The sequence below is a fragment of the Pseudomonas sp. MWU15-20650 genome, from assembly GCF_023242475.1.
Lineage (GTDB): Bacteria > Pseudomonadota > Gammaproteobacteria > Pseudomonadales > Pseudomonadaceae > Aquipseudomonas.
The window spans coordinates 35087-60800 of record NZ_JALJFG010000009.1; the positions used below are offsets into that span (position 1 = coordinate 35087).

At 60.5% G+C, this 25714-nt stretch carries 19 protein-coding genes; 15 read left to right on the forward strand and 4 right to left on the reverse strand.

Translation table 11 applies throughout. The features are described 5' to 3' along the window. Positions 1–13: 13 nt before the first annotated feature. Genes tssM through M5B43_RS10325 form a run of 3 tightly spaced genes read left to right on the forward strand, consistent with a single transcriptional unit; the run spans position 14 to position 4952 of the window. On the forward strand, positions 14–3385 hold the full coding sequence (tssM, locus tag M5B43_RS10315; protein WP_248750002.1) for a type VI secretion system membrane subunit TssM: 3372 nt from the start codon (positions 14–16) through the stop codon (positions 3383–3385). Beyond that, the gene (locus tag M5B43_RS10320) at positions 3382–4113 is read left to right on the forward strand and encodes a PP2C family serine/threonine-protein phosphatase (protein WP_248750003.1); all 732 of its coding nucleotides are present in this window, start codon (positions 3382–3384) and stop codon (positions 4111–4113) included. The genes tssM and M5B43_RS10320 overlap by 4 nt, the downstream gene beginning before the upstream one ends. Beyond that, positions 4110–4952 carry a serine/threonine-protein kinase gene (locus M5B43_RS10325; protein WP_248750004.1) on the forward strand — a complete coding sequence of 281 codons (843 nt, stop codon included), beginning with the start codon at positions 4110–4112 and terminating at the stop codon, positions 4950–4952. Before M5B43_RS10320 ends, M5B43_RS10325 begins: the two co-directional genes overlap by 4 nt. An 8-nt stretch (positions 4953–4960) precedes the next feature. On the opposite strand, the gene M5B43_RS10330 is transcribed toward M5B43_RS10325, so the two are convergent. Next, positions 4961–5290 carry a DUF6388 family protein gene (locus M5B43_RS10330; protein ID WP_248750005.1) on the reverse strand — a complete coding sequence of 110 codons (330 nt, stop codon included), beginning with the start codon at positions 5288–5290 and terminating at the stop codon, positions 4961–4963. Between the two features lie 612 nt (positions 5291–5902). Between M5B43_RS10330 and M5B43_RS10335 the strand changes: the two genes are divergently transcribed. Next, positions 5903–7978: an EAL domain-containing protein gene (locus M5B43_RS10335; RefSeq protein WP_248750006.1), complete on the forward strand. Its 2076-nt coding sequence runs from the start codon at positions 5903–5905 to the stop codon at positions 7976–7978. A 44-nt stretch (positions 7979–8022) separates the two neighbouring features. On the opposite strand, the gene M5B43_RS10340 is transcribed toward M5B43_RS10335, so the two are convergent. From M5B43_RS10340 to M5B43_RS10350, 3 genes are read right to left on the reverse strand one after another with little or no spacing between them, the layout of a single operon-like run. Next, positions 8023–8859, reverse strand: coding sequence for a metal-dependent hydrolase (locus M5B43_RS10340; protein WP_248750007.1), 837 nt, complete (start codon positions 8857–8859; stop codon positions 8023–8025). Between the two features lie 15 nt (positions 8860–8874). Beyond that, positions 8875–9765 (reverse strand): SDR family NAD(P)-dependent oxidoreductase, encoded by an 891-nt coding sequence (locus M5B43_RS10345; protein WP_248750008.1) that lies wholly within the window; start codon positions 9763–9765, stop codon positions 8875–8877. Next, positions 9762–11300 (reverse strand): NAD(P)/FAD-dependent oxidoreductase, encoded by a 1539-nt coding sequence (locus tag M5B43_RS10350; RefSeq protein WP_248750009.1) that lies wholly within the window; start codon positions 11298–11300, stop codon positions 9762–9764. The genes M5B43_RS10345 and M5B43_RS10350 overlap by 4 nt, the downstream gene beginning before the upstream one ends. Positions 11301–11592: 292 nt before the next feature. Here M5B43_RS10350 and M5B43_RS10355 point away from each other — a divergent pair, with 292 nt between their 5' ends. The 11 genes from M5B43_RS10355 to M5B43_RS10405 all read left to right on the forward strand — a co-directional run bounded on the left by M5B43_RS10355 (position 11593) and on the right by M5B43_RS10405 (position 25697). Next, positions 11593–12591, forward strand: coding sequence for an alpha/beta hydrolase (locus tag M5B43_RS10355; RefSeq protein WP_248750010.1), 999 nt, complete (start codon positions 11593–11595; stop codon positions 12589–12591). Between the two features lie 316 nt (positions 12592–12907). Then, on the forward strand, positions 12908–14188 hold the full coding sequence (locus M5B43_RS10360; RefSeq protein WP_248750011.1) for an alkane 1-monooxygenase: 1281 nt from the start codon (positions 12908–12910) through the stop codon (positions 14186–14188). A 130-nt stretch (positions 14189–14318) separates the two neighbouring features. Beyond that, complete coding sequence (gene praA / locus M5B43_RS10365) at positions 14319–14813, forward strand: alkane oxidation protein activator PraA (RefSeq protein WP_248750012.1); 495 nt, start codon at positions 14319–14321, stop codon at positions 14811–14813. A gap of 133 nt (positions 14814–14946) precedes the next feature. Then, positions 14947–15429 carry an alkane oxidation protein activator PraB gene (praB, locus tag M5B43_RS10370; protein ID WP_248750013.1) on the forward strand — a complete coding sequence of 161 codons (483 nt, stop codon included), beginning with the start codon at positions 14947–14949 and terminating at the stop codon, positions 15427–15429. A gap of 98 nt (positions 15430–15527) precedes the next feature. Next, the gene (gene praB / locus M5B43_RS10375) at positions 15528–16025 is read left to right on the forward strand and encodes an alkane oxidation protein activator PraB (protein WP_248750014.1); all 498 of its coding nucleotides are present in this window, start codon (positions 15528–15530) and stop codon (positions 16023–16025) included. A gap of 50 nt (positions 16026–16075) precedes the next feature. Then, entirely contained in the window at positions 16076–17521 is a 1446-nt protein-coding gene (locus M5B43_RS10380) for an outer membrane protein transport protein (protein WP_248750015.1), read from the forward strand. 232 nt (positions 17522–17753) lie between these two features. After that, positions 17754–20279: an acyl-CoA dehydrogenase gene (locus M5B43_RS10385; RefSeq protein WP_248750016.1), complete on the forward strand. Its 2526-nt coding sequence runs from the start codon at positions 17754–17756 to the stop codon at positions 20277–20279. 150 nt (positions 20280–20429) lie between these two features. After that, positions 20430–21773, forward strand: a complete 1344-nt coding sequence (locus tag M5B43_RS10390; RefSeq protein ID WP_248750017.1) for a 3-oxoacyl-ACP reductase — start codon at positions 20430–20432, stop codon at positions 21771–21773. Between the two features lie 3 nt (positions 21774–21776). Then, complete coding sequence (locus M5B43_RS10395) at positions 21777–22667, forward strand: MaoC/PaaZ C-terminal domain-containing protein (protein ID WP_248750018.1); 891 nt, start codon at positions 21777–21779, stop codon at positions 22665–22667. Further along, the gene (locus M5B43_RS10400) at positions 22664–23962 is read left to right on the forward strand and encodes an acetyl-CoA C-acetyltransferase (RefSeq protein WP_248750019.1); all 1299 of its coding nucleotides are present in this window, start codon (positions 22664–22666) and stop codon (positions 23960–23962) included. The genes M5B43_RS10395 and M5B43_RS10400 overlap by 4 nt, the downstream gene beginning before the upstream one ends. A 31-nt stretch (positions 23963–23993) precedes the next feature. Further along, the gene (locus M5B43_RS10405) at positions 23994–25697 is read left to right on the forward strand and encodes an AMP-binding protein (protein ID WP_248750020.1); all 1704 of its coding nucleotides are present in this window, start codon (positions 23994–23996) and stop codon (positions 25695–25697) included. Positions 25698–25714: the final 17 nt, after the last annotated feature.

Genomic DNA, 25714 nt, shown 5'->3' on the forward strand with positions numbered 1-25714 from the left:
CTGGGAGCAATGAATGAGCGCATTCTTCAAGGGTGTAGGCGCCGTGCTGGGCAGGATTTGGGTTTGGAGCTTGCTGCTGGTGCTTTCCAGTGCGGTAGTGGTGTGGTACTTCGGGCCGTCGCTGGCGGTGGATGACGACCGATTCTGGCAGGGCGCGCCTGCCCGTCTGGTCACCATCAGCACCTTGTTCCTGTTATGGGGGCTGGGCATGGTCCTTGTTGGCGGGCGCCATGCCGCCGGGCGCGAAGGCCCTGAGCCCGCAGCGCGACAGCAGCCGTTGAAATGGGTGGAGGAGGAGCGGGGGCAAGTACGCGGTCGGTTCAAGGAAGCGCTCCAACTGCTGAAAACATCTCGCCGCTATGGGGAGCGTAACGCGCGATGGCGCCACGAGCTGCCCTGGTACCTGTTGATCGGTGAGCAGGGCAGTGGCAAGACACAGCTGTTGGCCGCAGGCGGCTTGACCTGGCCGCTTGATCACGCAGATGCGCGGCCGTTGGGTAGCAGCACTCATTGTGACTGGTACTTTGCCGATGAAGGCATACTCATCGATACGCCCGGGCGATACCTGACCCAGCCCGACAGTACCGTGGATGCCGCCGGTTGGTTGATGCTGCTGGACAGGCTCAGGTGGCGGCGTCGAGTACGCCCGCTCAATGGCGTAGTGGTGGTACTGTCGATCGATACGCTGTTGAACACCAACGAGTACGACCTGGATCACCATGCACGCCATGTGCATTCCCGCTTGCAGGAGATTCAACAGACATTGCATGTGGATGTGCCGATCTATCTGGTGCTGACCCAGGCCGACCGGCTTGCGGGGTTCACTGAGTTCTTCGATACGCCGCTTGGTGAGGGTGGCGAGGGTGTACTGGGCCAGCCCCTGGATGTCGGCAAGGCGGGTATTGATATCACGCAGGTTCGCCAAGCCGTCGAGCGACTATTGCAGCGTTTGAACAGTGAGCTGATCGGGCGATTGCACCTGGAACGTGATGTCGGACGCCGCGGCCAGATGCTTGGCTTCCCCCAAGAGGCGGCGCGAATAGGCGAGCGCTTGTGTCAGTTCATTGAGCTGGCTTTCTCCGCGCACCGGTACCAGCGGGTCAACGGTTTGCGCGGGTTCTACTTGACCTGTGCCGACGGCAGGCAATCGCGCTTCGTCCAGGGGCTGTTCAGCCGAGTGATTTTCGCCGAAGCCGACCTTGCTGGGCTGCAAACCCAGGAACAACAGCGTCTGCGTCGGCGCCAGGGTTTGCTGGCAACTGCCGTTGCGTTGGTGATCGGTTGCGCGGCGTGGCTGTGGATGCACAGTTACTCCACCAACCATCACCGCCTGGCAGAACTGGCGATACTCACTGTGCACACTTCGCCGGAGCGCGATGACGCCCCGGCGCTCCTGGACCTGCTAGACACACGTTGGGCGGCGACGCAGGTTTTCCCCGCGCCAAGTGATGTGCGCCTGGTCGAGCGGGCGGGCCTTTATCAGGGCGAACAAAGCCGACCCTGGGTAAACCGGGCCTATGAGCAGCCGCTGCAACAGCAACTGTTGGCCTGGTTGACGGCCCAGGTTGAGGGACAGGTACGCGCCAGCCTGGGGGATCGCGCGCAGCTGTTGGATAACCTGCGTGCGTACCTGATGCTCAACCTGCGTGAGCGCCGTGATACCGAGTGGCTGGCACAGTATGTGGCCGATTATGGCGGCGTACGTTTTGCCGCTGACAGGCCCCTGCAGAAGCGCCTGAGTGAACACGTTGCGCGGTTGCTCGAGCGACCGTTCGTGGTGCCGCTCGACGACGAACTGGTGGCCCAGGCGCGTACAGAACTGAGGGGGGAGTCATTGGCCGATGTGGTCTATCGGGTGCTGCGCGAGCAATCACGCAACCTGGAACCGTTACGCCTGGCCGAGGGCAAGGTATTCGCGGCCATCGACCCACCGATTCCCGGTTTCTATACAAAAAGGTATGTGCAGTACTTTGAAGCTCAAGGCCCGAGGTTGGTCAATGCTATTGCGCAGGACAACTGGGTACTGGGGGAAGGAACGGACCTGAGCCCTCAGGATTTGCGCCGATTGATGAGCGAGTTGCAGCAGCGTTACTTCAGCGAATATGCCCAAGCCTGGAGTGCTGCGCTTGGCCAGGTCACGCTGCAACAAACCGACAACCTGCGCGAGGACGCCGAACAGCTCACGCGCCTGACGTCGCCGCAGTCACCCCTGATTCAGTTATTGCACCAGCTGCGTGAGAACACCCGTTTGCTGGCGGGCCATGACCGGCTGGCCCCTGAACGGTTGAATGACCTGGCCCAGCGCTCAGGCGAGCTGGGCGAGCTGACCAACGTGGTGGTGGCGGATGGGCAGGCGGCTTTTGCCGATTCTGCGCGGCGTGCATTGCAGCGGCGCTTTGAACCCTTGCATCAGTTGCTGGATGAGCAGCAGAACCCGGGTGCCGAGTTGAGTCAGGCGTTGCGCCTGCTCGATGAATTGCACCTGCAACTGACGGCACTGAACCGAGACAGCTCACCGGAGCAGGCAGCCTTCCTGAGGGTAAAGCGGCGTATGGAGGGGCAACAGGATGTGTTGGGCAATTTGCGCGATGTGGCCGGGCGTTTGCCGCTACCGCTCGACGGCTGGCTTGAGGCATTGGCCGACAATAGTTGGCGGCATTTGTTGGAGCAGGCTTATGTCCACGTCAACCAGCGCTATCAGGGCGAGGTGTATGACCTTTACGCCAAGGCGATTTCGCGACGTTACCCGTTCAATGCCCATGCGACCAGTGATGTTGCCCTGAACGACTTTCAGGAATTCTTCAAGCCACAGGGCGTCATGGCGCGTTTTCAAGAGGCTTACCTGCGGCCTTTCGTCAGCGTCGACGGCACTCGTTTCAGGCTGCGGGGACTGGATGGTCATGGGTTGCCGGTGTCTCGTTCGCTGCTGGATCAACTGATGAAAGCCCAGGTTATCCGACGCGGTTTTTTCACCGAGGAGCTTGGGGAGTTGTCGGTTCGATTTACCCTGGCCCCCTACAGCCTGGATCAGTCGGTCAGCCGCGCGATCCTGCGGTTTGGCGAGCAGCAGTTGGAGTATCGCCACGGTCCGATTGTGCCCATGACGTTCCATTGGCCCACTGATGCAGATAACGGGCGCAGCAGCCTGGTACTGGAGAGGGGCGCTGAGCAACGGCCATTGGGTATCGAGAAGAATGCAGGGGCGTGGTCGTTGTTCCGGTTTTTCGATTTGCTGCAAAAAGAGCCTGCAAGTGGTCGGAATGCGCAGATTTTCAAAGCGGACGTTGCCGGCTTGCGTGCTAATTATCTCCTGACGAGCCTACGTACACCTGGCCCGTTTGAAATGGACACGTGGCGAACCTTCCGCCTGCCGGAGCAACTATGAGCCAGGCGGCCACTCAATGGCGCAGTGCCGGGCGCACGCAGCGAGGGCTGGCTCGACTGCGTAATGAGGATGCCTTCATAGACTGCCCGCAACGAGGTTGTTGGGCCGTGGCGGATGGCATGGGTGGGCATCGACAGGGGGATCTCGCCAGTCAGTGGGTGGTCAGCAGCCTGGCCTCATTGCCGGCCCGGGGCAGCCTTGATCAGCGTGTCAATGCGGCCCGTCAACGTTTGCAAGGCGTCAATCAGCAATTGGTGAGGGGGCAGCCAGCGCCGGGCGAAAAGGGTGATACCACGATGGGCAGCACCGTGGTTGCGTTGTTGCTTGAGGACGGACGTGCGGCGTGTATCTGGGCAGGAGACAGTCGCTGTTATCTATGGCGTGGGCAGAGCCTTTATCAGTTGTCGAGGGATCATTCGCTGCAGCAGCGCCTCTTGGATGAGCGCCGACTCAGCGTGGCCCAAGCTCGCGCTCACCCTGGCGCCAGGGCCCTGACCCGTGCCATTGGCGCACCTTCGCCATTGCACCTTGAAGTGCTGGAGCTCAGTACTCGGCCGGGGGATGTCTTTTTGTTGTGCAGTGATGGCCTGTACCAGGCCCTGAGTCATGTTGAACTGGGCCAGGCGTTGAGCATGGCGGCACCGCAGCAGGCCGTGGAACGGCTGTTTGCAAGGGCGTTGCGCAGGCCCCCGCCAGATGACCTGACCGCCGTCGTGGTGCAGCCATGAGTTCGCCGGGAGAACTACCCGGTCTACTGGTCGGGCGTTATCACCTTGAGCACGTATTGGGCAGGGGTGGGATGGGGGTGGTTTATCGTGCTAGAGACTTGCTGCATGAGCAATTTGGCGAGCCATGTGCCAGTGTGGCACTGAAGCTGCCGGGCGAGTCTGTTGCCCAGTGCCCCGATGCGCATGTGTTGCTGTACAGCGAATTTGCGTTGTCTCGCCGTCTGCGGCACGACCGTGTGATACGGACGTTTTCGTTTGAGGTCGATACACACAGCCAGATCGCTTTTTTCACCATGGAGTTGCTGCAGGGCATGACCCTGGACCGCCTGATCCGGGAATGCCCTGACGGTTTGCCCTGGCAGGAACTGCAACCCATGGCCTTGCAACTGCTGGATGCCCTGGTCTACACCCATCAGCAAAACGTGCTGCACGGCGATGTCAAGCCGGCCAATGTCATGGTGGGTGAAGACGGGGTGTGTTTGTTCGATTTTGGCCTGGGGGACGCACCGGCGCAGGTGGCGGCAGGTTTGCCGTGTGTGAGTCGCAGCCGTTTGAACGCCTGGACACGTGCTTATGCTGCCCCGGAGTTGCTGGCCGGTGGCGCGCTGACGGCCGTGGCGGACCTGTACAGCGTGGCCAGCGTATTGTACGAGCTGGCTCACGGCAAACGCCTGGGGGAACGCTTGCCCATGGGCAGGCTGACCCGGCCCACGCAATTGCCCAGGCACTGTTGGCCGGCGTTACGCACGGCGCTGGCGATTGACCCGCAACACCGAATCCTCACGGTCGCCGAGTTGCGCGAGGTCATGGGGTGCAACCGATTCCGCTGGTATTTGTAGCGAACCCGTCAGACGGTCAAGTCGTGCAGTTGGCAGTACTCGACCCAGCTCAGGCCAGCCATCTGCGCGACTTCCCTGTGGACTTCGAGGCGCTGGGCTTCGAAGGCTTCGGTCGATTCCGCCGTGAGCTTGAGGGTCAGTTCCCAGGCGAACAGCTGCAAGTATTCGGCGTGTGCTTCGAAGGCTTCGTTCAGGCGTTCGGCGCGATACTGCGCCAGGGTTTCCCCTCTGGCGCGGGCTGCCAGAGGGTTGAGGTTGTCGAGCTCAGCGACGACTTCCGGGTGTTCGCGCAGGAATCTATCCAGGGCGAGTTGGTACTTTTCGCTGGGTGCTGACAAAGGTATGCACCTTAGTGAGAAGGGCGGGAACCTGCGTCGGAGGCGCGCTTACGAACATGCTGCCGAGCACGTTTACGAGACCTGCGCTGTATCCAGTTTTGCACTGGCGCCAGCAAAAAGAACATCAGGTAAGCGACGAGTACCAGTGTCAGGTCTATCCAGGTTTCCGCGATGGGCCCGGTGAAGAGCTCAATGACGTGTTTGATCACAAATAACAGCGCGACGCTGCACAGCCACAACAGAATGGTGATAAAGATGGGACGTATGTTGCTTGACCGCTTGTCTTGCATAGTAAGGCTATCTCCTTTGGACCTGCTTGCGTTCCCGACCATATTCCCTGAGTGGGAAACCGATGTTACCTAGCTTGTAACATCCAGTAATACGCTGAAAAGCGTGGATGATACCGACTCAAATAGGTTTAGTGGACGGCCGAAGCCAGAAAGTTCTTATTAATTATTCGGAAATCAGCGTAGCAAATTCGCTTTTCTTGTCGAAAAACACGCGCGGGGAGCGGCAAAAGGCTTTCGCTCCCGCTATCAGGGCGTGTAGCGTTGTCGCAGGTTTCCGGCCTTGGTTTGCAGAGGCTCTGGGTGACGGGCAGAGGGACGGTTCATGGCGCAAACGCTGTTCAAACTTTTCCTGACCCAGCGTCTGGCGGTCTTGGCCAGCACTGAATCGTTGCGTGCGATTCGTGAAGGGTTGTTGTGGATACTGCCTTGTCTGTTGGTGTCTGCAGGTTTTCTGATCCTGTCCGAATGCGCCAAGGTGTTGGGGTTTGACCCGCAAGTGGTGAGTTTCCTGGCGGGGCTGCACAACCAGATCAGTTCGGTCATTCCACTGCTGGTCGCGGCCTCCATTGGCTACATGCTGGCGATTCAGTATCGCCTGCCGCAGCTACCTGTCGCCTTTCTGTGCCTTGCCCATGTGGTGATCGCCACGTTCGTCTTGCGTGAGTATCCCCGGGCGTCAGCCACCTTCCTGTTGTTTATTGCCATTGCATCGCCCTTGATCAATGTGCCGGCTATTGCCTGGCTGCACCGCTTTCGTTGGACGCGCCTGGTCAACGAAGACCTGGTAGGGCACAACCTCAAGGGCACCATCAATATGGTGCTCCCAGGCGCGATCACGGCCTTGTCGTTGGTGGTGGTGTTGTCGTTGTTGCTGCTGATCCCCTATGTGGCGCAACTGCAGGGCCCCCAGGTGCTCGATGCATTGCAGACTCCCTACGGCAGCGGGCTGTTTGTCACGCTGATGAATTCGCTGCTGTGGTTTTTTGGGATTCACGGCGTGTATGCCATGCAGCCGCTGTTCGATGTATTGGACCAGGCCGTGACGCTCAATGGTATGGCGCTGGCGGCCGGTGAGCCGATCAAGTACCTGCTCAACAACGGCCTGCTGGGTTGTTTTGCGTTCATCGGCGGGTCGGGCGCAACGTTGTGCCTGCTGCTGGCAATCCTGCTGTTCTCCAAGAGCCAGTCCATGCGTTTGCTGGCGATCGCCAGTTTGCCGCTGTCGTTATTCAATGTCAGCGAGGTGCTGTTGTTTGGCTTGCCGATCATTCTCAATCCGCGTTTGTTCATACCGTTTTTGCTGGTGCCGGCCGTCAACGCGATGGTCGCGCTGATGGTGGTACAACTGGGCTGGGTGTCACCGGCGGTGGCCACTGTGCCGTTTACTGCCCCGGTCCTGCTCAATGCTTACCTCAGCACCCACGGAGACGTGGCGGCGGTGGTGCTGCAATTGGTGTTAGTGGGCGTGGGGACGCTGGTGTACGCACCCTATGTGCGTGCGATTCATCGCCAGTCCAGCGAAGGCGGTACGGTGTACCTCAAGTCCCTGGACATGACCTTTCGCGGCCTGGAAGAGAAAGGCCGATTGCTGGAGTTCGACCCGGTGCTGGCGTCCCACCGGACCTTGGCCCGCCAGGCCGCTGAACTGAGTCGCATCCAGCAGATCAGCGATTATGAGTTCTACCTCGAGTTTCAGCCGCAGGTCTCCACGCGCACTGGCCTGTGCACCGGTTGCGAAGCATTGATGCGCGCCCGGGATAGCCAGGGCAAGGTGCATTCCCCCTGGGAATTCCTGCAATGGCTGGCGCAGGCCAGGCTGATGCCGGATGTGGACGTCTGGGTGGCGTCACAGGCGGTGCGCCAGTACCAGAAGTGGAAGAAGGTCGGCTTTGAGTTACCGATGACCATCAATGTTTCCAGCGCCACCCTGAAGGACACCGCCTACGGCGATCGCCTGGTCGAGATTCTTGCCCAGGCCCATGGGCGGGTCTCGGTGGAGATTACCGAAGACGCGCTGGTCAGTGACATCCAGGCCACCCGCCAGACCATCCAGAAACTGCAGGCGTTGGGCGCGAAAGTGTATATCGATGATTTTGGCACCGGGTTTTCCGCGTTGAGTTACCTGCACCAGTTTCCCGTTGACTTCATCAAGATCGATCGCAGTTTTGTGGTCGCCCAGCACGACCCCAAAGGGGCCCAGGTGCTGACCGGTATGCTGCGTTTCTGTGAGGCGCTGAACCTGGGGGTCGTGGTTGAGGGGGTAGAAACCGCCGAGCAGTTGGCGTTCTTGAAGACTGGCACCGAGTTGTTTATCCAGGGCTGGTACTTCAGCAAGGCGCTGCCCGGCGATCAGTTGCCGTGCTTTGTGCGTGAGCGCGCGGCGTTGGCCGAGGTCTAGCGATGAACTTGGGCAGACCGCGTTCTTCGCGAGCAAGCTTGCTCCTACAAGAAGCGTTGGCGGGTCTGTTCGATCTCCTCAAGCAATGCGTCGATGCCCGCCAGGCGCACGCGGTTATCGTGGTCCCAGGGATGAAAGCCCGGTTTGAAATAGTGCAGCCACGGCACCAGCATGCGTGGGAACACGCCCTTGGGCCCGTACAAGAACTTGAGCATGCGCCAGAACCCTTTCAGGTGCCCTCCCGATTGGCGGTCGGCAATCAGCAGGCGCAGGTGAAAATCCAACACCACCAGCCAGAACAACAGCGTGGTAGTGAGCATGGTCCCGGTGCGCAGCAGGTAGCGCGCAGGGCCGGGCTTGATCACGGTGTTCCACACATCGAACGCCACGGCTTTATGTTCGGTTTCTTCAAGGGCGTGCCAGCGCCACATCTGCTGATAACCCTTGAGCGAATCGCCAAAGCGCGACGGGTCGCTGAGCAGGATTTCCGCGAGCATCGCGGTGTAGTGTTCAAGGGCGATCGTCACCGCCAGGTTGAAAGACGGTGGCAGGTGCTTTTTCTGTAGGTCGAGGAAGAACTTGAGGCGACGGTCGAGGGTGTGCGCCGGTAAACCTGCCGCTTGCAGCAAGTCGTTGTAGGCCAGGTGCTCGCGGCTGTGCATGGCCTCCTGGCCGATGAAACCCTGGATCTGCTTTTTCAGGTCCGGGTCGTCGATCTGCGAGCGGTAGTGGCGCACGCTGTCCATGAAAAACAGCTCGCCCTGGGGAAACAGCAACGACAGCGCGTTGAAGAAGTGAGTGATGAACGGCCCTTGTTCATGCCAGTTCTTGATACGCCCGGCAGGTAAGGCAAAACGGATATCGCGACGAATGGGCAACATGGTGCGTCCTCCTGTTCAGAGACGGGGCTCGTCGTGGGTTTCAAACGCTGGCGTGGGCTGTTTTGGCGCCATGCGTTTGCTGGCCAGTACCACCAACGCTTGATAGGCCGCCGGCAAGCAGCGGGCGAGCAGGTCGAGAAAATAGGCATCGCGACCGATCAGCACACGACGCTTGTTTTTGCGCACGCCTTGCAGGATCACTTTGGCGGCCTGGTCGGCGTCGGTGATAAACAGCTTTTCGAAATCGGCGCGTGCCTGTTGTTCGTTGTGAATGAGGAAGCCCGTCACGTTCGCGTCGATACGGCTACTGCGGCAGATATCGGTACGAATGCCGCCCGGGTGCACGCAGGTGGCCGATACACCGCAGCGTTGCAGGTCGAGTTCCTGGCGCAGGGATTCGGTAAAGCCACGGACGGCAAACTTGGTGGCGTTGTAGCCGCTCATGCCGGGTTGGGCGAACAAGCCGAACACGCTGGAAGTGTTGACGACATGCCCATCGCCGCTGGCCTTGAGGTGCGGCAGGAACGCCTTGGTGCCATGCACCACGCCCCAGAAATTGATGCCGACGATCCATTCCAGGTCGGCGTAATCCACGCCTTCCACTGTGCTCGACAGCGCCACCCCGGCATTGTTGAAGATCAGGTTGACCTGGCCATGCTCGGCCACACAACGCGCCGCCCAGGCCACCATGGCTTCGCGGTCGGAGACATCGAGCACCTGAGTGGTGATGGTCACGGGTGACAGCGTCGAAGTTTTGATCAACCTCAGGGTGTGCTCCAGCCCCTGGCTGTTCTTGTCTGCCAGGGCCAAGTGGCAGCCTTCACGCGCCAGGGCCAAAGCCAATGCACGGCCCATGCCGGACGCCGCACCTGTGATCGCCGCCACGCGGCCATTGAATGACTTCATGACAGGCTACCTTCTGTGGCGCAGTGGGGCGCTGGAACCGGGCGTGATGCAGAGGGCACCGGCACCAGGCCGGCGACGTAGTCCTTGAGCGCAAAATGCCGGGTGACCTGCTTGAAGCGCCAGGTCGAACCGGGCCACAGCGTGGTGTTCTTGCCGGTGCGCGGGTCGAGGTACCAACTCTGGCAGCCACCGGTGTTCCAGATGGTGCGCTTGAGCTTGTCTTGCAATTGGATGTTGTAGGCGTGTTCGACCGCAGGCTTGACGTCCACCGTGGCGATACGGTGCCGCTGCATCTGTTTCAAGGCATCGAGGATGTAGGTGACCTGGGCCTCGATCATCAGAATCATCGAGTTATGCCCCAACCCGGTGTTGGGCCCGACGATCAGGAACAGGTTCGGATAGCCCGGCACGGTGGTGCCCTTGTAGGCATGGGCGCCCGTGTGCCAGGCGTCCATCAGGTCGATGCCGTCGCGACCGATGATGCAGTCGCGCGGTAACGGATCGGTGGCCTGGAAACCGGTGCCGAAGATCAGGCAGTCGGCAGGGTGCTTGATGCCGTCGGTGGTGATGACCCCGTCGGCTTCGATGCGCAGCACGCCGTCGGTCACCACCTCGACATTGCTGCGCGACAGCGCCGGGTAGTAGTCGTTGGAGATCAGTACACGCTTGCAACCGATGGTGTAGTCCGGCGTCAGTGTCTTGCGCAGGGAAGGGCGGGCGACGTGTTTATGCAGGTGACGCAGGGCGATTTTCTGCACCATCCTCATCAGTCGAGGGTGCAGGGCAAAGCCCACCACACGGCCTTCCAATGCCCAGTAAAAGGCGCCGCGCACTAAGCGTTGGGTGAAGGGCAGGTGCTTGAACGCCCAGCGCTCGACGCGCGAAATCGCGCGGTCGGGTTTGGGCATGATCCATGGCGCAGTGCGTTGGAACAGGTCCAGGTGTGCCACCTGCGGCGCGATCTGCGGTACGAACTGGATGGCACTGGCGCCGGTGCCGATCACGGCGACGCGTTTGCCCTTCAGGGAATAGTCGTGGTCCCACTGCTGGGAGTGGAAGTGTTTGCCCTTGAAACTGTCCAGCCCTGGAATGTCCGGTAGCGCCGGGCGCGACAAGCCACCCATGCCCGACACCAGCACCCGCGCGCTGACCTGGCGGCCATTGCTGAAACTCAGTTGCCAGCGTTGCTGCTGTTCGTCAAACACCGCGCGTTTGAGGCCCATGCCGAAACGCAGGTAGGGCGCCAGCTCAAAACGCTGGGCGCAGTGCTCCAGGTAGGCGCGGATTTCGGCCTGGGGAGCAAATTGCCGCGTCCACGCCGGGTTGGGGGCAAACGAATACGAATACACATGGGACTGCACGTCACAGGCGCAACCTGGGTAGTGGTTATCGCGCCACGTGCCGCCCAGCGTGTCGGCCCGCTCGGCGACCAGGAAGTCGGTGAACCCGGCGTCCTTGAGTTTGATCGCCATGCATAGGCCGGCGAAGCCTGAGCCGATGATGGCGATGTCGATTGAGTCGCTGGGGGCATTCATAAGCAGAGTCTCATGGGTAAGCGTCTTGTGGGCATCGGACGTGCTCCTGTTTTTGTTTTGTCTTTTAGATAGAACACCATTGCAAAGGAAAATTGAATTATTTATTTTAAAAAAGATTTTAAATAATCTACCTGAAAAAATCGCCTACGCTAGGACCTTGTTCCGCAGGTGCGACTTGTCCGACGGACGCGCACCGTCTGTACAGACAGTTTGGTCCAGGGTGTGGACGATGGCTGAGGCCGTGATCAATTCCGGTCGGGTCGCCAGCGGCAGGGAAGCAGAGGACCGAGCTATGGCTGTCGAATGGGTTGTCGCTGCGGGTGTGGTGGTGGGCGCCAGTGCTGTTTTATGGGGCCTGAGCGCCTGGATCACGCGGCGTATTGAAAACGCCGTTCCGATCAACGGGCGCTTTGTAGAGGTCGATGGCGAGCGCTTTCATTATGTAGAAGAAGGCAAAGGCCCACCGTTGGTGATGATCCACGGGCTGATGGGCAGCAGCCGTAACCTGACCTATGCCTTGTCCGGGCAGTTGCGTGAGCGCTTTCGGGTTATCACCGTAGACCGTCCGGGGTCTGGCTATTCCACCCGGCACGCCGGCACAGCGGCAGACCTGCCGGCACAGGCACGCCAAATCGCCGCTTTTATCAAGACCCTCGACCTGGATAAACCGTTGGTACTGGGGCATTCGCTCGGCGGGGCGATAGCCCTGGGGCTGGCCCTCGACCATCCTCACGCGGTGTCCGGGCTGATCCTGGTCGCGCCGCTGACGCATCCGCAGCGCAGGTTGCCGCTGGTGTTTCTGTCATTGGCGGTGCGCCCGGCCTGGTTGCGGCGCTGGGTGTCGCACACCCTGACTATGCCTGTCGGCCTGCTGACCAAAGGTTCGGTGGTGAAGGGCGTGTTTGCCCCCGATCCTGCGCCAGACGACTTCGCCACGCGCGGTGGCGGGTTGCTGGGTATGCGTCCTGACAACTTTTATGCCGCGTCCACTGAGGTCAACCTGATCAATGATTGCCTGCCGGACATGGTCAAGCGTTACCCGCAACTGACCCTGCCCATCGGGCTGATTTATGGCGCGCGCGACAAGGTGCTCGACTTCCAGAAGCACGGCCAGGCGTTGGCCAGCAAGGTGCCAGGGCTGAAGCTGCAGGTGGTGGAGGGCCGTGGCCATATGTTGCCGATCACCGCCACAGAGCACGTTGCAGCGCTCGTGGAGCACGTGGCGAAGCGGGTCAGGCCAGCGCAAAGCGCCACGGTATTGCACCCAGCCTTTGCCCCGGCGAGTAAATAATTGGCTACCCGACTCGCGGCTCAAAGGCGTCGATGCCTGCCCTAGACACCTGACCAAACAGCTGAAAAAGAGACTGCTCGGTCACGAAAAAAAGGGCTCGAAAAACTAGTTGACGACCTAACGATTCCGCGCTATTTATTTAAAAAATTATTTCAATGTCTAATTTGAAACAATTTTTGAAATGCCTAAGAGCGAATAAAATAATGAAAAAAACGTCTTTTATCGCATGGTTGATTTCTCGGAGCAGTCAGCGCTCCGTTAACCTGTTGGCTGTTCAATATCCTGCCCTGCCCACCGAATGCGTTCGGAGGTTGCCATGAATCAGACCCTGGCAGCTCCACACGTCTGGGCCGACGGCAAACGCCACCTGTGGTGGCTCGGCATCATGCCCCTGGCAACCCCGTTGCTCTCTGGCGCCCTGGCAATCACCACTGGCGTACAGCAACTGTGGTGGGTCGGCGTACTGGTGATCTTCGGCCTGATCCCCCTGATCGATGGCCTGCTGGGTGAAGATGTCAGCAATCCGCCAGAGTCCGCCGTCAGCAACCTTGAATCCCAAAGCTACTATCGCTGGATCGTTTATACCGGTGTGCTCTTCGTCATCACCTCGGTGGTGGTGACCGGTTGGCTGGCCGCCGGCGGCATCGACTGGATCATCAACGGTGGCCTGTTGCACGTCACTGCTGCGCTGGAGCCTTCGAGCTGGCTGGCCAAAACCGCTGCGTTCATCACTGCACGCACCGAGCTGCACGGTGAGGTCAGCGGGTTCACGTACCTGGGCATGGCGATGTCCACCGGTGCCGCTACCGGCATTGCGATCAACACCGCCCATGAGTTGGGGCACAAGCCCAAGCCGCTGGAAGTGTTCCTGGCCAAGGTCACCCTGGCGCCCACGTTCTACGGGCACTTCTACACCGAACACAACCGTGGCCATCACGTGCGCGTCGCCACGCCGGAAGATCCGGCCAGCTCGCGGCTGGGGGAAAGTTTCTGGGCGTTCCTGCCGCGCTCGGTGTGGTTCAGTGCCGTGTCGGCCTGGAACCTGGAGCGCGAACGCCTGCGCAAACTCGGCCTGCCGGCATTGCACTGGAAGAACGCGGTGCTCAGCGCCTGGATGTACAGCGTGGTGTTGTGGGGCGCAATGATCGTCTGGCTGGGAGCGGCGGTGATTCCGTTCCTGATCATCCAGGGCATCTACGGGTTCTCGTTGCTGGAAGTGGTGAACTACGTCGAGCACTACGGCCTCAAGCGCCAGAAGTTGCCCAACGGCCGTTATGAGCGTTGCTCGCCACGGCATTCATGGAACAGTAATCGGATTGTCACCAATATCTTTCTGTTCCAGTTGCAACGGCACTCCGATCACCATGCCAACCCCACGCGCAGTTATCAGTCGTTGCGTCACTTCGATGAATCACCGCAACTTCCCTATGGGTACGCGAGCATGATTGTCTGGGCGTATGTCCCTTATTTGTGGCGGCGGCGTATGGATCATCGCGTGCTTGATCATTACGCCGGTGATATCACCCAGACGAATATGCAACCGTCACAGCGATTGAAGTACATGGAAAAGTACAGCAACCACACGACGCCGATGTGAAGTCTCTGGTCAGTCGCGGTACTCGGGATCTTAGTATCGCGCAGTTTCATATTGCCCGGCGTTTACCGGTTTAGTTGCAAGACAGTGGTTTGACCCGAACAACAATAATGTCAAGGGAAGGACGTACACCATGCAAGCACCTGCCAAGTTCACCACGCACATTGTATTGGCGGCATTGGGGTTGATCGCTTATCACCAGGCCCAGGCCGCCCGTATCGAACCTGCCGGTAGCGCCTTTACCGCCCAGGGCCCGATCAGCTTTTCCAAAGGCGCGTTGATCAGTGCCGACTGCACTATCAAGGTGGCCGGCAACGTGGCGGCCGATGGCACCTCAGCCCATGTCGATAAAGTTGAATTTGAGGGCGGGCTCAAATGCAGCCGCGTTGAAGCCATTAACTTGCCGTGGATCCTGGTGGCCAAGGACACCCAAAGCGGCGCCATGTCGAAGATCAGCGTGGATGTGCATGCCTTTGGCCTGGGTGGCAAGTGCGGCCCGTCCACGGCGGAAGGTACTTGGGATAACGCCACCGGCAAGTTGGAAGCCGCCAATGTCCCGATTGGCGAGGACTGCAAGATCAAGACGGTGTCGATCAAGATGCCGCCCAACTTCAAAGTTGTCGAATAAACCTGTCCGAATGTTGTAGCGGTTAATGAATTGAAATTTGGCTGGAAAGGGAAGTTCTGCAGATTCACCGTGACCTCTCGATCATGGCCATTACCCCTGGCGAATGACTCGCCATTACATGTGAGGAAAAACAATGAAAAGCTTGAAAACCCTCGTTTGTGTTGCTTCTTTTGCACTGTGCTTTGGCGCCGCGTCGATGGCTACTGCCGCCACCATTACCCCGGACGGTCCATTCTCCACCAGTGCCGGCAGCATCGTGGTGAAATCGCCGTCGTCCTTTGGGGCTGCCGTGACCTGCGGCATCACCTTCACCGGTAATGTCAGTGGCGGTGTCGCGTCGATCAATGGTGCAACACTGACCGGTGGCGGCCTGTGCTCCTTGCCGACGCTCACCAACCTGCCGTGGGTGCTGACCGCTACAGCGCCAACCGCAGGGAACGTGACCAATGTTGGTTACAAGATCGCTTCGATCCCGGCAACCAATTGCGGCCCAACCCCAATCGTTGTGGCGTGGGATGCGGCGTCCAAGAAGCTGACGGCCACCAACCAGTCGCTGAGCGGCAACTGCACTGTGGTGTCCCTGGATGTGACCGCGCCAACATTGTCTGTTCAATGAGTCGCACCACTTCGTTAGGGCTGATCACCCGTTGATGGCAGGGGCCTCGAAAGAGGCCCCTGTTAACGCGGCGGTATTGACTGTCGAGGGAACTGACAATGCGCAGTGCGTTGAAGTGGATATTAAGTACAGTGTTATTGGCCAACGGGGTGGGCGTCGCGAGTGTCGCGCAGGCGTTTCAGTTTGTACCCGCAGGGCCATTTACCAGTGCTGCCGGCGTACTCAAAATAAAAACACCTTCCAGTTTTGGCGCAACGCTGACCTGCGCACTGTCCATGAGCGGGGAGGTCAGCGCGTTTACCGGGCTCAAAATAACCAGTGTTTCAATTACCGGGCCGGGTATATGCAGTTTGTTAAAAGCCAAGTACCTGAGTTGGCCGGTGAGTGCTAACTCGCTCAGTTCGGTGAATATTTCCGATATGGGGTTTTCCCTGGTCGGTAGCGTTCTACCCCCCTCCAATTGTGGGGTGAGTGAAATTAATGCGAATTGGAACCCGGCCAATAAAAGCGTAACGGCCTCCAATCAAGCTTTGTCGGGAAACTGCACGATTGAACAGTTGGATATTGTGTTCCCGGCATTGTCGCTCGTGATGTGAATAACAAGGCACGCTGGATTAAGTGGCTGCGATAATAATAGGGGTACTCCATGAATAATAAAAAACAACACGCCCGCACATTACTCGGGTTGGCATTGGTTGGGGGGCTGATCACCACTGGCCCGGTACAGGCGGGCGGGTTTTCTACCCCGACCTACGGCGCGCCCGGTTGGGGCCGTGCGTTTGGTGGCGGCTCGTTGTTCAAGAACGATCCGAGCGCGGCCTATAACAACCCGGCCGCCATGGCTTTCATTGATTCAACCATTGCGCAACAGACCGTCGATTACGCCCGGGTCAAGATCAAGTACTCGGGCCAGGCTTATGACCACAATGGCAATCCGGTGACCCATACGCCGGTCTTGGATGATCAGGGTAACTTGGGCGACCCGACCCTCAACACCAACAATGGCGGCCAAGGCGGCTTTACCGCCTGGTTGCCAACCGGCTTTCTGGTCATTCCCATCGGTGATCGTTTCGCCTTTGGCCTGAGTCAGGTCGTACCCCAGGGCATGAAAACCACCTGGGACGAAAACTCCAAGCTGCGCGATTTTGCGGTCGACACCAAGATCGAGACCGTCGGCCTGACAGGCTCCCTGTCGTTCAAGGTCAATGATCAGTTTTCGGTCGGTGGTGGTGCCATCGTTCAGCGTAGCCAAGGGTTTGTCAGCCAGAACATCGACTTGCTGGCTGCCGCGGATGTCTCTCCGGGGCTGGGAGGGACCGGTTTTCCGACCGGCGTAGGGCATTCCTTGATGCGTGTGAAAGTCGACAACGTCTCGGTGGGCTGGTTTGGGGGTGTCGTCTGGAAGCCGACGGCGCAAGACACCCTGGGCTTGAACTATCACGCCAAGATCAAAAACAAGATGACCGGTAAATACAACATTTACACGGATGCCGTCGGCCGTAACGCGATGACCAACCCGATCGGTCCAAACGGCGAAACCCTGGTTGAAATGGCGTACCCGGGCCTCAAGCTGTTCCCGGATGGCGCACATGCCAGCACTCAACTGGATATCCCGGCGACTGCGGCGATTGACTGGGTCCACCAGTTCAATGACCGCTGGACGTTGGGCGTGAGTGCGCAGTGGACTGAATGGTCTTCGTTCCAGGACCTGACGCTCAAGTCGCAAGGCTCGACCATTGTTGCCATCCCCTACAACTACAAGAATGCCTGGATGACCTCGATCGGCGGGGACTACAAAGCCACCGACGAACTCACCCTGCGTGCAGGTGTGGCCTACGACCAGACGCCGACGCGTAACTCCACTCGTGACCCTCGGATCCCCGACGGTGATCGCTACTTCCTCGCGTTTGGTGCCGGTTATGACATCAAGGCCGTGCCTGGCCTGTCGGTGGATGCCGCTTACTCGCACCAGTTTGTCCAGAAGGTCAACCTGAAGACCAAGAACGTTGATCGCCTGGGTGCTGCTCAACTGGACGGCCAGGCCGAGTCTTCCGGTGATGTGGTCAGCTTGTCGGCCACCTATAAGTTCTAAAGGGCATGCCGTGGGGCCGGGTCTCCAGCGCATCTGGGGCGCGGCCCGCACTGTCCTCCTGACGGCAGGTTAGCCTCGGCTACCTGCCTCCTTTCTTACGTGCGCATGGCTGACTCGCTCGGCCGTGATTTTTTTCGGCGAAGCATTAAATAAAAATTTCAAAACAAAATTTGAATTTGTCGTTTCAAGTTTGTAGTGTGGTTTCACGCCCTGAATCAAGTAGAGGTCTCCCATGGTTATCTGGTTATTGGTGGGTTTTGCCGCAGCGATTGTCCTGGCCTATCGACAGGCCACCGCCGTCCTGTGGCTGGGGGCCGGCCTGGCCTGGCTGGCAGTGGGTTACCTGTTCAGCGTGGTGGCCGTTTTCGGTCTCACGCTGGCGGCGGTACTGGTGGTGTTGCCCGCGTTACTGATGGCGATCAAGCCTCTGCGGCGCATGCTGTTGACCAGCCAGGCCCTCAGCCTGTTTCGTACGATCATGCCTGCGATGTCCGACACCGAGCGTGCGGCCATCGAGTCCGGCACCGTGTGGTGGGACGCCGAGCTGTTCAGCGGCAAACCCAACTGGCAGCGCCTGCTCCAAGCCGCGCCGGCCAGCCTCAGCGCGGAGGAACACGCTTTTCTCGACAATGAAGTCGAGACCCTGTGCGACATCGCCAATGACTGGGAAACCACCCAGGTCTGGCAGGACATGTCCCCTGAAGGCTGGCAGTACACCAAGGACGCCGGCTTCCTGGGCATGATCATTCCCAAGCAATACGGGGGCAAAGGCTTCTCCCACTATGCGCACTCGCAAGTCGTGATGAAGCTGTCCACCCGTTGCTCGGCGGCCGCCATTTCGGTGATGGTGCCCAACTCCCTGGGCCCGGCTGAACTGTTGCTGCATTACGGCACCGACGCCCAACGCAATTACTACCTGCCGCGCCTGGCACGCGGCGAAGACATCCCATGCTTCGCCCTCACCAGCCCGTATGCCGGCTCCGATGCCGGGGCGATTCCGGACCTGGGCATCGTCTGCAAGGGCCTGCATGAAGGCCAGCAAGTGCTGGGTTTTCGTGTGACCTGGGACAAGCGCTACATCACCCTCGGCCCGATTGCCACAGTGCTGGGCCTGGCGTTCCGCGCAGAAGACCCGGACGGTTTGCTCGGCGCCGCCGGTTCGCTCGGTATCACCTGCGCGCTGATCCCCACCTCCCACCCCGGCGTGAACAGCGGCCGCCGCCATTGGCCGCTGAACGCCGTGTTCCAGAACGGTCCTACCACGGGCAAGGATGTTTTCATTCCATTGGAGTGGGTCATCGGTGGCCGTGAGCAAGTCGGCAATGGCTGGCGCATGTTGATGGAGTGCCTGGCCGCCGGCCGGGCGATTTCCCTGCCTTCGGCCAACGTTGGCCTGGGCAAGGTCGCCGTGCGTGGCACGACCGCCTATGCCGCGATGCGTAAGCAGTTCGGCTTGCCGATCGGCAAGTTCGAAGGGGTGCAGGCGCCGCTGGCGCGCATGGCTGGGCATTTGTATGCCTGTGATGCGGTGCGCAAGGTGTCGGTGGCCTCCCTGGATGCGGGTGAAAAACCTTCGGTCATCTCGGCGATTGCCAAGTACCACGTCACCGAGCGCGCGCGGATGATCGTCAATGACGGCATGGACATCGTCGCCGGCAAAGGCATTTGCATGGGGCCCAATAACTTCCTGGCCCGTGCCTACCAGCAAAGCCCCATCGCGATTACGGTGGAAGGCGCCAACATCATGACGCGCTGCCTGATCATCTTTGGCCAGGGTCTGATTCGTTGCCATCCCTACGTGTTCCGTGAGATGGAAGCGGCGCGCAACCCTGATCGGCGCAAGGCCCTGGAAGCGTTCGACAGCGCGATGTTTGGCCATGTGAGTTTTGTACTGGCCAACACCGTACGCGCAGCGGTGCATTCGCTGACCGGTGGGCGTCTGATTTCCGCGCCGGCCAAGACCGAGCCGGCATTGGCGTCCTACTATCGCCAGGCCAATCGCCTGTCCGTGGTGCTGGCGTTGATCTCGGACGTTTCCATGGGCGTGCTGGGCGGGGCGCTCAAGCGTAAGGAAAGTATCACCGGGCGCCTGGGCGATATTCTGTCGCAGTTGTACATCCTGTCCTGCGTGCTCAAGCGCTTTGAAGATGACGGCCGGCCCCAGGGGGATCTGCCGCTGGTGCACTGGGCGGCCCAGGACGCGTTGTTGCGTGCCCATGAAGCTTTGGCCGAAGTGCTCGACAACTACCCGTCCAAACCCGCTGCGGTGCTGCTGCGTGGCTTGAGTTTTCCGTTTGGCATTCCGTTGCGTAAACCGTCTGATCGGCTGTTGGCGCAGGTGGCTGACGTGGTGCAAATCCCCGGCGAAACCCGCGACCGTCTGCTGGCCAATTCCTATATTCCCCGTCCGGAAGTCGACAAGCTGGCGTACGGCGAGCTGGGTTTTCGCTTGTTGCCGCAAGTGGAGTTGATCGAGGCCCGGCTCAAGCCCGCCATCAAGCAAGGTTTGCTCGAACCGATGCCGATTTGCGCCACGGCCTTTACCGGCTGGCGGGTCAAGGCGCGTGCGCTGGATTTGATCAGCGATGACGAAGACGCCTTGCTGGCGCGCTATGTGGAATACGCCGACCACGGCATCCAGGTGGATGACTTCCCGCAGGACTTTGGCTTGCTGGAGGCGCTGCAACAGCGCAAGCAAGCGTTGGAACCGGCCACCAAGCGCCGTGCCAGCCAAAACGAAAACGCCCCGGTGAATTAACAGGAACGCGGTCCGATTATGGGAGGGGGCCTGCTCCCGATGGCGGTGTATCAGCCTACACATGCACCTGATAGGTCGCTATCAGGAGCAAGCCCCCTCCCACCGTTGATCGAGTTTCAAGGCAAGATTGTGTTGTGAGTGGAACCCTCTATGAGTGACAACTACCTTACGTTCGTCAATTCCCCCTGGGGCCGTCGCCTGGCCCAGGCAATCGGCTTGCCACAACCCCTGGCGTTGCAACGCCATCGCAGCGGCCAGCAGGGCCTGGCCAACCCAGTGATCTTGGCCGGGGCAGGGCGCCTGGCGGAACAGGTGCAACGCCTCTTCAGCGCTACCGACACGGTTGCCGCCAGCCCGGCGAGCCCCAAGGCGCCGTCCACCGTCAAGGTGCAGGGCGCGGTGTTCGACGCCAGTGAGCTGCTCGACCTGCAACAGTTGGACGAGCTCTACGTCTTCTTCCACGCCAACGCCAAGCGCCTCGGCCAGCACGCTCGCGTGGTCGTGCTCGGTACCGCACCGGAACATTGCAGGAACTTGCCCCAAGCCATCGCCCAGCGCGCGCTCGAAGGTTTGGTGCGGTCGCTGGCCAAGGAGTTGCGCCGGGCAATCACCGTGCAATTGATCTATGTGGCGCCGGGCGCCGAAGAGGCGTTGGACAGCAGCCTGCGTTTTTTTCTGTCACGTCGTTCCGCTTACGTTTCAGGGCAAGTGGTGCGCCTGGAAAAACCGGTGGATGGCAACCCTGCGGTCAATTGGGAGCAACCGTTCGCCGGTCGACGGGCGCTGGTCACCGGCGCGTCCCGGGGCATTGGTTTGGCGATCGCCCAAGTGCTGGCGCGGGACGGCGCCCACGTGGTGTGTGTGGACGTGCCGCAGGCCCAGGAGTCGCTGCAACAGGCCGCCACCAGCGTCAACGGTTCGGCCCTGCCGTTGGATATCACCGCCGCCGATGCGGCTTCGCTGCTGCAAGCCCATACCCGCCAATATGGCGCCTTCGATGTGGTGGTGCATAACGCCGGTATCACCCGCGACAAGACCATCGCCAAAATGACCGAGCAGGCGTGGCGCAGTGTCTTGGCCGTCAATCTCGAAGCCCCGTTGCAGCTCAGTGAGTCCTTGCTCGACAGCCAGGGCTTGAACCCCGGCGGGCGCATTGTGTGCGTGTCGTCGATTTCCGGTATCGCGGGCAACCTGGGGCAGAGCAACTACGCCACGTCCAAGGCCGGGGTGATCGGCCTGGTACAGGGCCTGGCACCGCGCGCGGCAGCCCGGCAGGTCACGGTGAACGCGGTGGCGCCCGGCTTTATCGAAACCCAGATGACCGCGAAAATTCCGCTGATGATCCGCGAAGCCGGGCGACGCATGAACTCGTTGTCCCAGGGCGGGCAACCCATCGACGTGGCCGAGACCATTGCCTGGTTGGCGCATCCTGCGTCGGGCGGGGTCAATGGCCAAGTGGTACGGGTGTGCGGCCAAAGCCTGTTGGGAGCCTGACCGATGGACTACGTGACTCAGATTATCGACCCGCCGCCGTCGCGCACCCAGTTGTTGCTCGACGGCCTGCGTGCCTTGCGCAAACCCAAGTTCGACGGGGCGCCGTCATTGCCTACAGGGCGCCTGGTGCGCAGCGCGGTCGAACTTTCGCCGGCCGGTATCGCCGTTTACGCACGGGCGTGTGGCTTTCGTCGCGAGCAGGGCGTGCCATTGGCCTATCCCCATGTGCTGGTGTTCCCGTTGCACCTCATGCTGCTGACCCGGCCGAGCTTCCCGTACCCGGCCAGCGGCATGGTGCACCTGGCCAACCGCATTCGCCAGCATCAGCGCCTGCAAGAGGGCCAGGCGTTGCGCCTGGAGGTGTATGGCGAGCGCTGGGTGGCCCATTCCAAGGGGCAGGCGTTGAGCATCGCTACCCGTGCCTACAGTGCGGGCGCCCTGGTGTGGGAAAGCGATAGCCTGTACTTGCGCCGTGACGTCCACAACCCCGTGGGTGAACCCTGGGGTGACCCGCTGCCGTTGCAGGAACACGGCCTGTTGCGCACCCAGCGCTGGGTGCTGCCTGCCGACCTGGGGCGACGCTTTGCCAAGGTCTGCGGGGATTTCAACCCCATTCACACCTCGGTCATGGGTGCCAGGCTCTTCGGCTTTCGTCGCGCCATCGCCCATGGCATGTGGACCCTGGGCCGCGCATTGGCAGCGCAACAGCCGCCCGGTGGCCTGGACCAGGCCGAGGCCCATTGCGATTTCAAATTGCCGATCTTCCTGCCCGGCCAGGTCGCCCTGTGGGGCCACCCGGTGACCGGCCCACGGCGCGAGTTCGAAGTGCGCAATTTCGCCGGGGACAAGCCCCATATGCGCGGGCTATTCATTTGGAAAGAGAGCCAGCAATGAGTGACTACAGCTTTACCCCAGCCCCGACCCGCCGCGTGGCGATTATTGGCGGCAACCGTATTCCATTTGCGCGCTCCAACACGGTCTATGCCCACGACAATAACCAGGACCTGCTGGTCGCCGCCCTGCAAGGGTTGGTCGAGCGCTACAACCTGCACGGTCAACGCCTGGGTGAGTTTGCCGCCGGGGCGGTGATCAAGCACTCGCGGGATTTCAACCTGGCCCGCGAAGCGCTGTTGTCCACCACGTTATCCCCGCAAACCCCTGCCTATGATGTGCAACAAGCCTGCGGCACCGGCCTGGAAGCCGCGCTGTTGGTGGCGAATAAAATCGCCCTCGGCCAGATTGAAGTGGGCATTGCCGGTGGTGCCGACACCACCTCCGACGCGCCCATTGGCATCAACGAATCCTTGCGTCATACCTTGCTCGCGGCCAATCGCGCCAAAAGCCTGGGCGACAAGCTCAAGGCCTTGTTGAAAGTACGCCCATCGATGCTGTTCAAACCGTTGCTGCCGCGCAATGGCGAGCCGCGCACCGGGCTGTCCATGGGCGAGCACTGCGAAGAAATGGCCAAGCGTTGGCAGATCAAGCGCCTGGCCCAGGACGAACTGACCCTCACCAGCCACCAGCGCCTTGATGCGGCCTATCAACGCGGCTTCTTCGACGACCTGATCAGCCCCTATCGTGGCCTGGCTCGGGACAATAACCTGCGTGCCGATATCAGCCTGGAAAAACTCGCGGGGCTATCGCCGGCTTTCGACCGGCAGAACGGCACGCTCACCGCCGGCAACTCGACGCCGCTGACCGATGGCGCCTCGGTGGTGCTGCTGGCCAGTGAAGAATGGGCCGCCGAGAATGGCTGGCCGGTGCTGGCCTACTTGCGCACGGGCGAGACGGCCGCGGTGAGTTTTGTCGACGGCAGCGAGGGCCTGTTGATGGCCCCGGCCTACGCCGTGCCACGCATGCTTGCGCGTGAAGGCTTGAGGTTTGCCGACTTCGATTTCTTCGAAATCCACGAAGCGTTCGCCGCCCAGGTGCTGTGCACGCTCAAAGCCTGGGAAGACCCGCAGTATTGCCGCGAGCGACTCGGCCTGGACGCCCCCCTGGGCGTCATCGACCGGGCCAAGATGAACGTCAATGGCGGCTCACTGGGCTGCGGCCATCCCTTTGCGGCCACCGGTGGCCGACAACTGGCGGCGCTGGCCAAGACCATCTATGAACGCGGTGGCGGTCGCGGCCTGATCTCGATCTGCGCGGCCGGTGGGTTAGGCATTACCGCCATCGTCGAAAAGTAGCGCTATCAAAAACAACAATAAGGACACTGCGATGAACGCTATCAGCCTGGAACACACCGAACGCATTTGGTTGAACACTTACCTGCCCGGCGTGCCGGCGGACATTGAGGCCGGGATCGAGGATTACCCGTCGCTGCGCGAAGTGTTCCTGGAGCACTTGGAAAAATTCCATGAGCGGGTCGCCTACGTCAGCATCGGCACCGAAATGACCTATGCCGACTGGCGCACCCAGGGCATTGCCTTTGCCGCCTGGTTGCAGGGCCAGGGCGTGAAGAAAGGCGATCGCGTGGCCCTGATGATGCCCAACTGCTTGCAGTACCCGATCTGCCTGCTGGGCACGATTCTGGCGGGGGCGGTGGTGGTCAACGTCAACCCGCTGTACACCTCCCATGAGCTCAAGCATCTGCTCAAGGACAGTGGTGCCGAAACCGTGGTGATCTTCGAAAATTTCGCGCATACCCTGGAAAAAGCCATGGTCGGCAGCAGCGTCAAGCGTGTGGTGGTCGCGGCGATCGGTGACTTGCTGGGCACCTTCAAGGGCGCGGCAATGAACTTCATCCTGCGCAGCGTGCAGAAACAGGTGCCGGCCTTCAGGCTGCCCGGCTCGCTGCGTTTCAACCAGGTGCTCAAACAGGGCAGGGCCATGCACCATTCACCGGTCAGCCTGCACCGCGATGAACTGGCCTTCCTGCAATACACCGGCGGCACCACCGGTGATGCCAAGGGCGTAATGCTCAGCCATCGCAACATCATTGCCAACCTGCTGCAAGCCAAGGCCTGGGTCGGTGACCAGTTGGACCAGCACAAGCAGGAAACCAACGTGACCTTGCTGCCGCTGTACCACATCTTTTCCCTGACGGTGAACTGCCTGATGTTCATGTGCCTGGGCGGGCGCAATATCCTGATCGCCAACCCGCGGGACGTGAAGCGCGTGCAGATGATCCTGCGCAAGGAGCGCTTCAACGGGATTGCCGGGGTGAACACGCTGTTCAATGGTTTGCTGGAGAACAAGGCGTTTTGTGCGCGGGACTTTTCCGACCTGCGCATGGTGATTGCCGGCGGCATGGCCACCCACACGGCCGTGGCCAAACGCTGGAAAGAAGTGACCGGGCTGCCGATCATCGAAGGCTACGGGCTGACCGAATGTTCGCCAGTGGTGAGCATCAGCCCTATCGATATTTCGCGTATGCGCGAGATGGAATTCACCGGCAGCATCGGCGTGCCGTTGCCGTCGACCTGGGTCCGTTTTGTTCGCGAAGACGGGGAACTGGCCGACATCGGCGAGCAGGGCGAACTACAGGTACGCGGCCCGCAAGTGATGCAGGGCTACTGGAAACGCCCCAAGGAAACCGCCGAGGTGCTCGACGCCGAGGGTTGGCTGTCTACCGGGGATATCGGCGTGATGGACGAGCGCGGGTATATCCGCCTGGTGGACCGCAAGAAAGACATGATCCTGGTCTCGGGCTTCAACGTGTACCCCAACGAGATCGAGGACGTGGTGGCGATGCACCCGGGGGTCGCAGAAGTCGCGGCGATCGGCGTGGAAGATGCGGTGACCGGGGAAAAGGTCAAGATCATCGTGGTGCGCAAAGACCCGAGCCTGACTCAGGAACAGATCCTTGCGCATTGCCGCGAGTACCTGACCGGCTACAAGGTGCCCCGGTATGTGGAATTTCGCACGACAGAACTGCCCAAGACCACCGTCGGCAAAGTACTTCGCCGCGCCTTGCGCTAACTTGAAAGCGCAAGTGA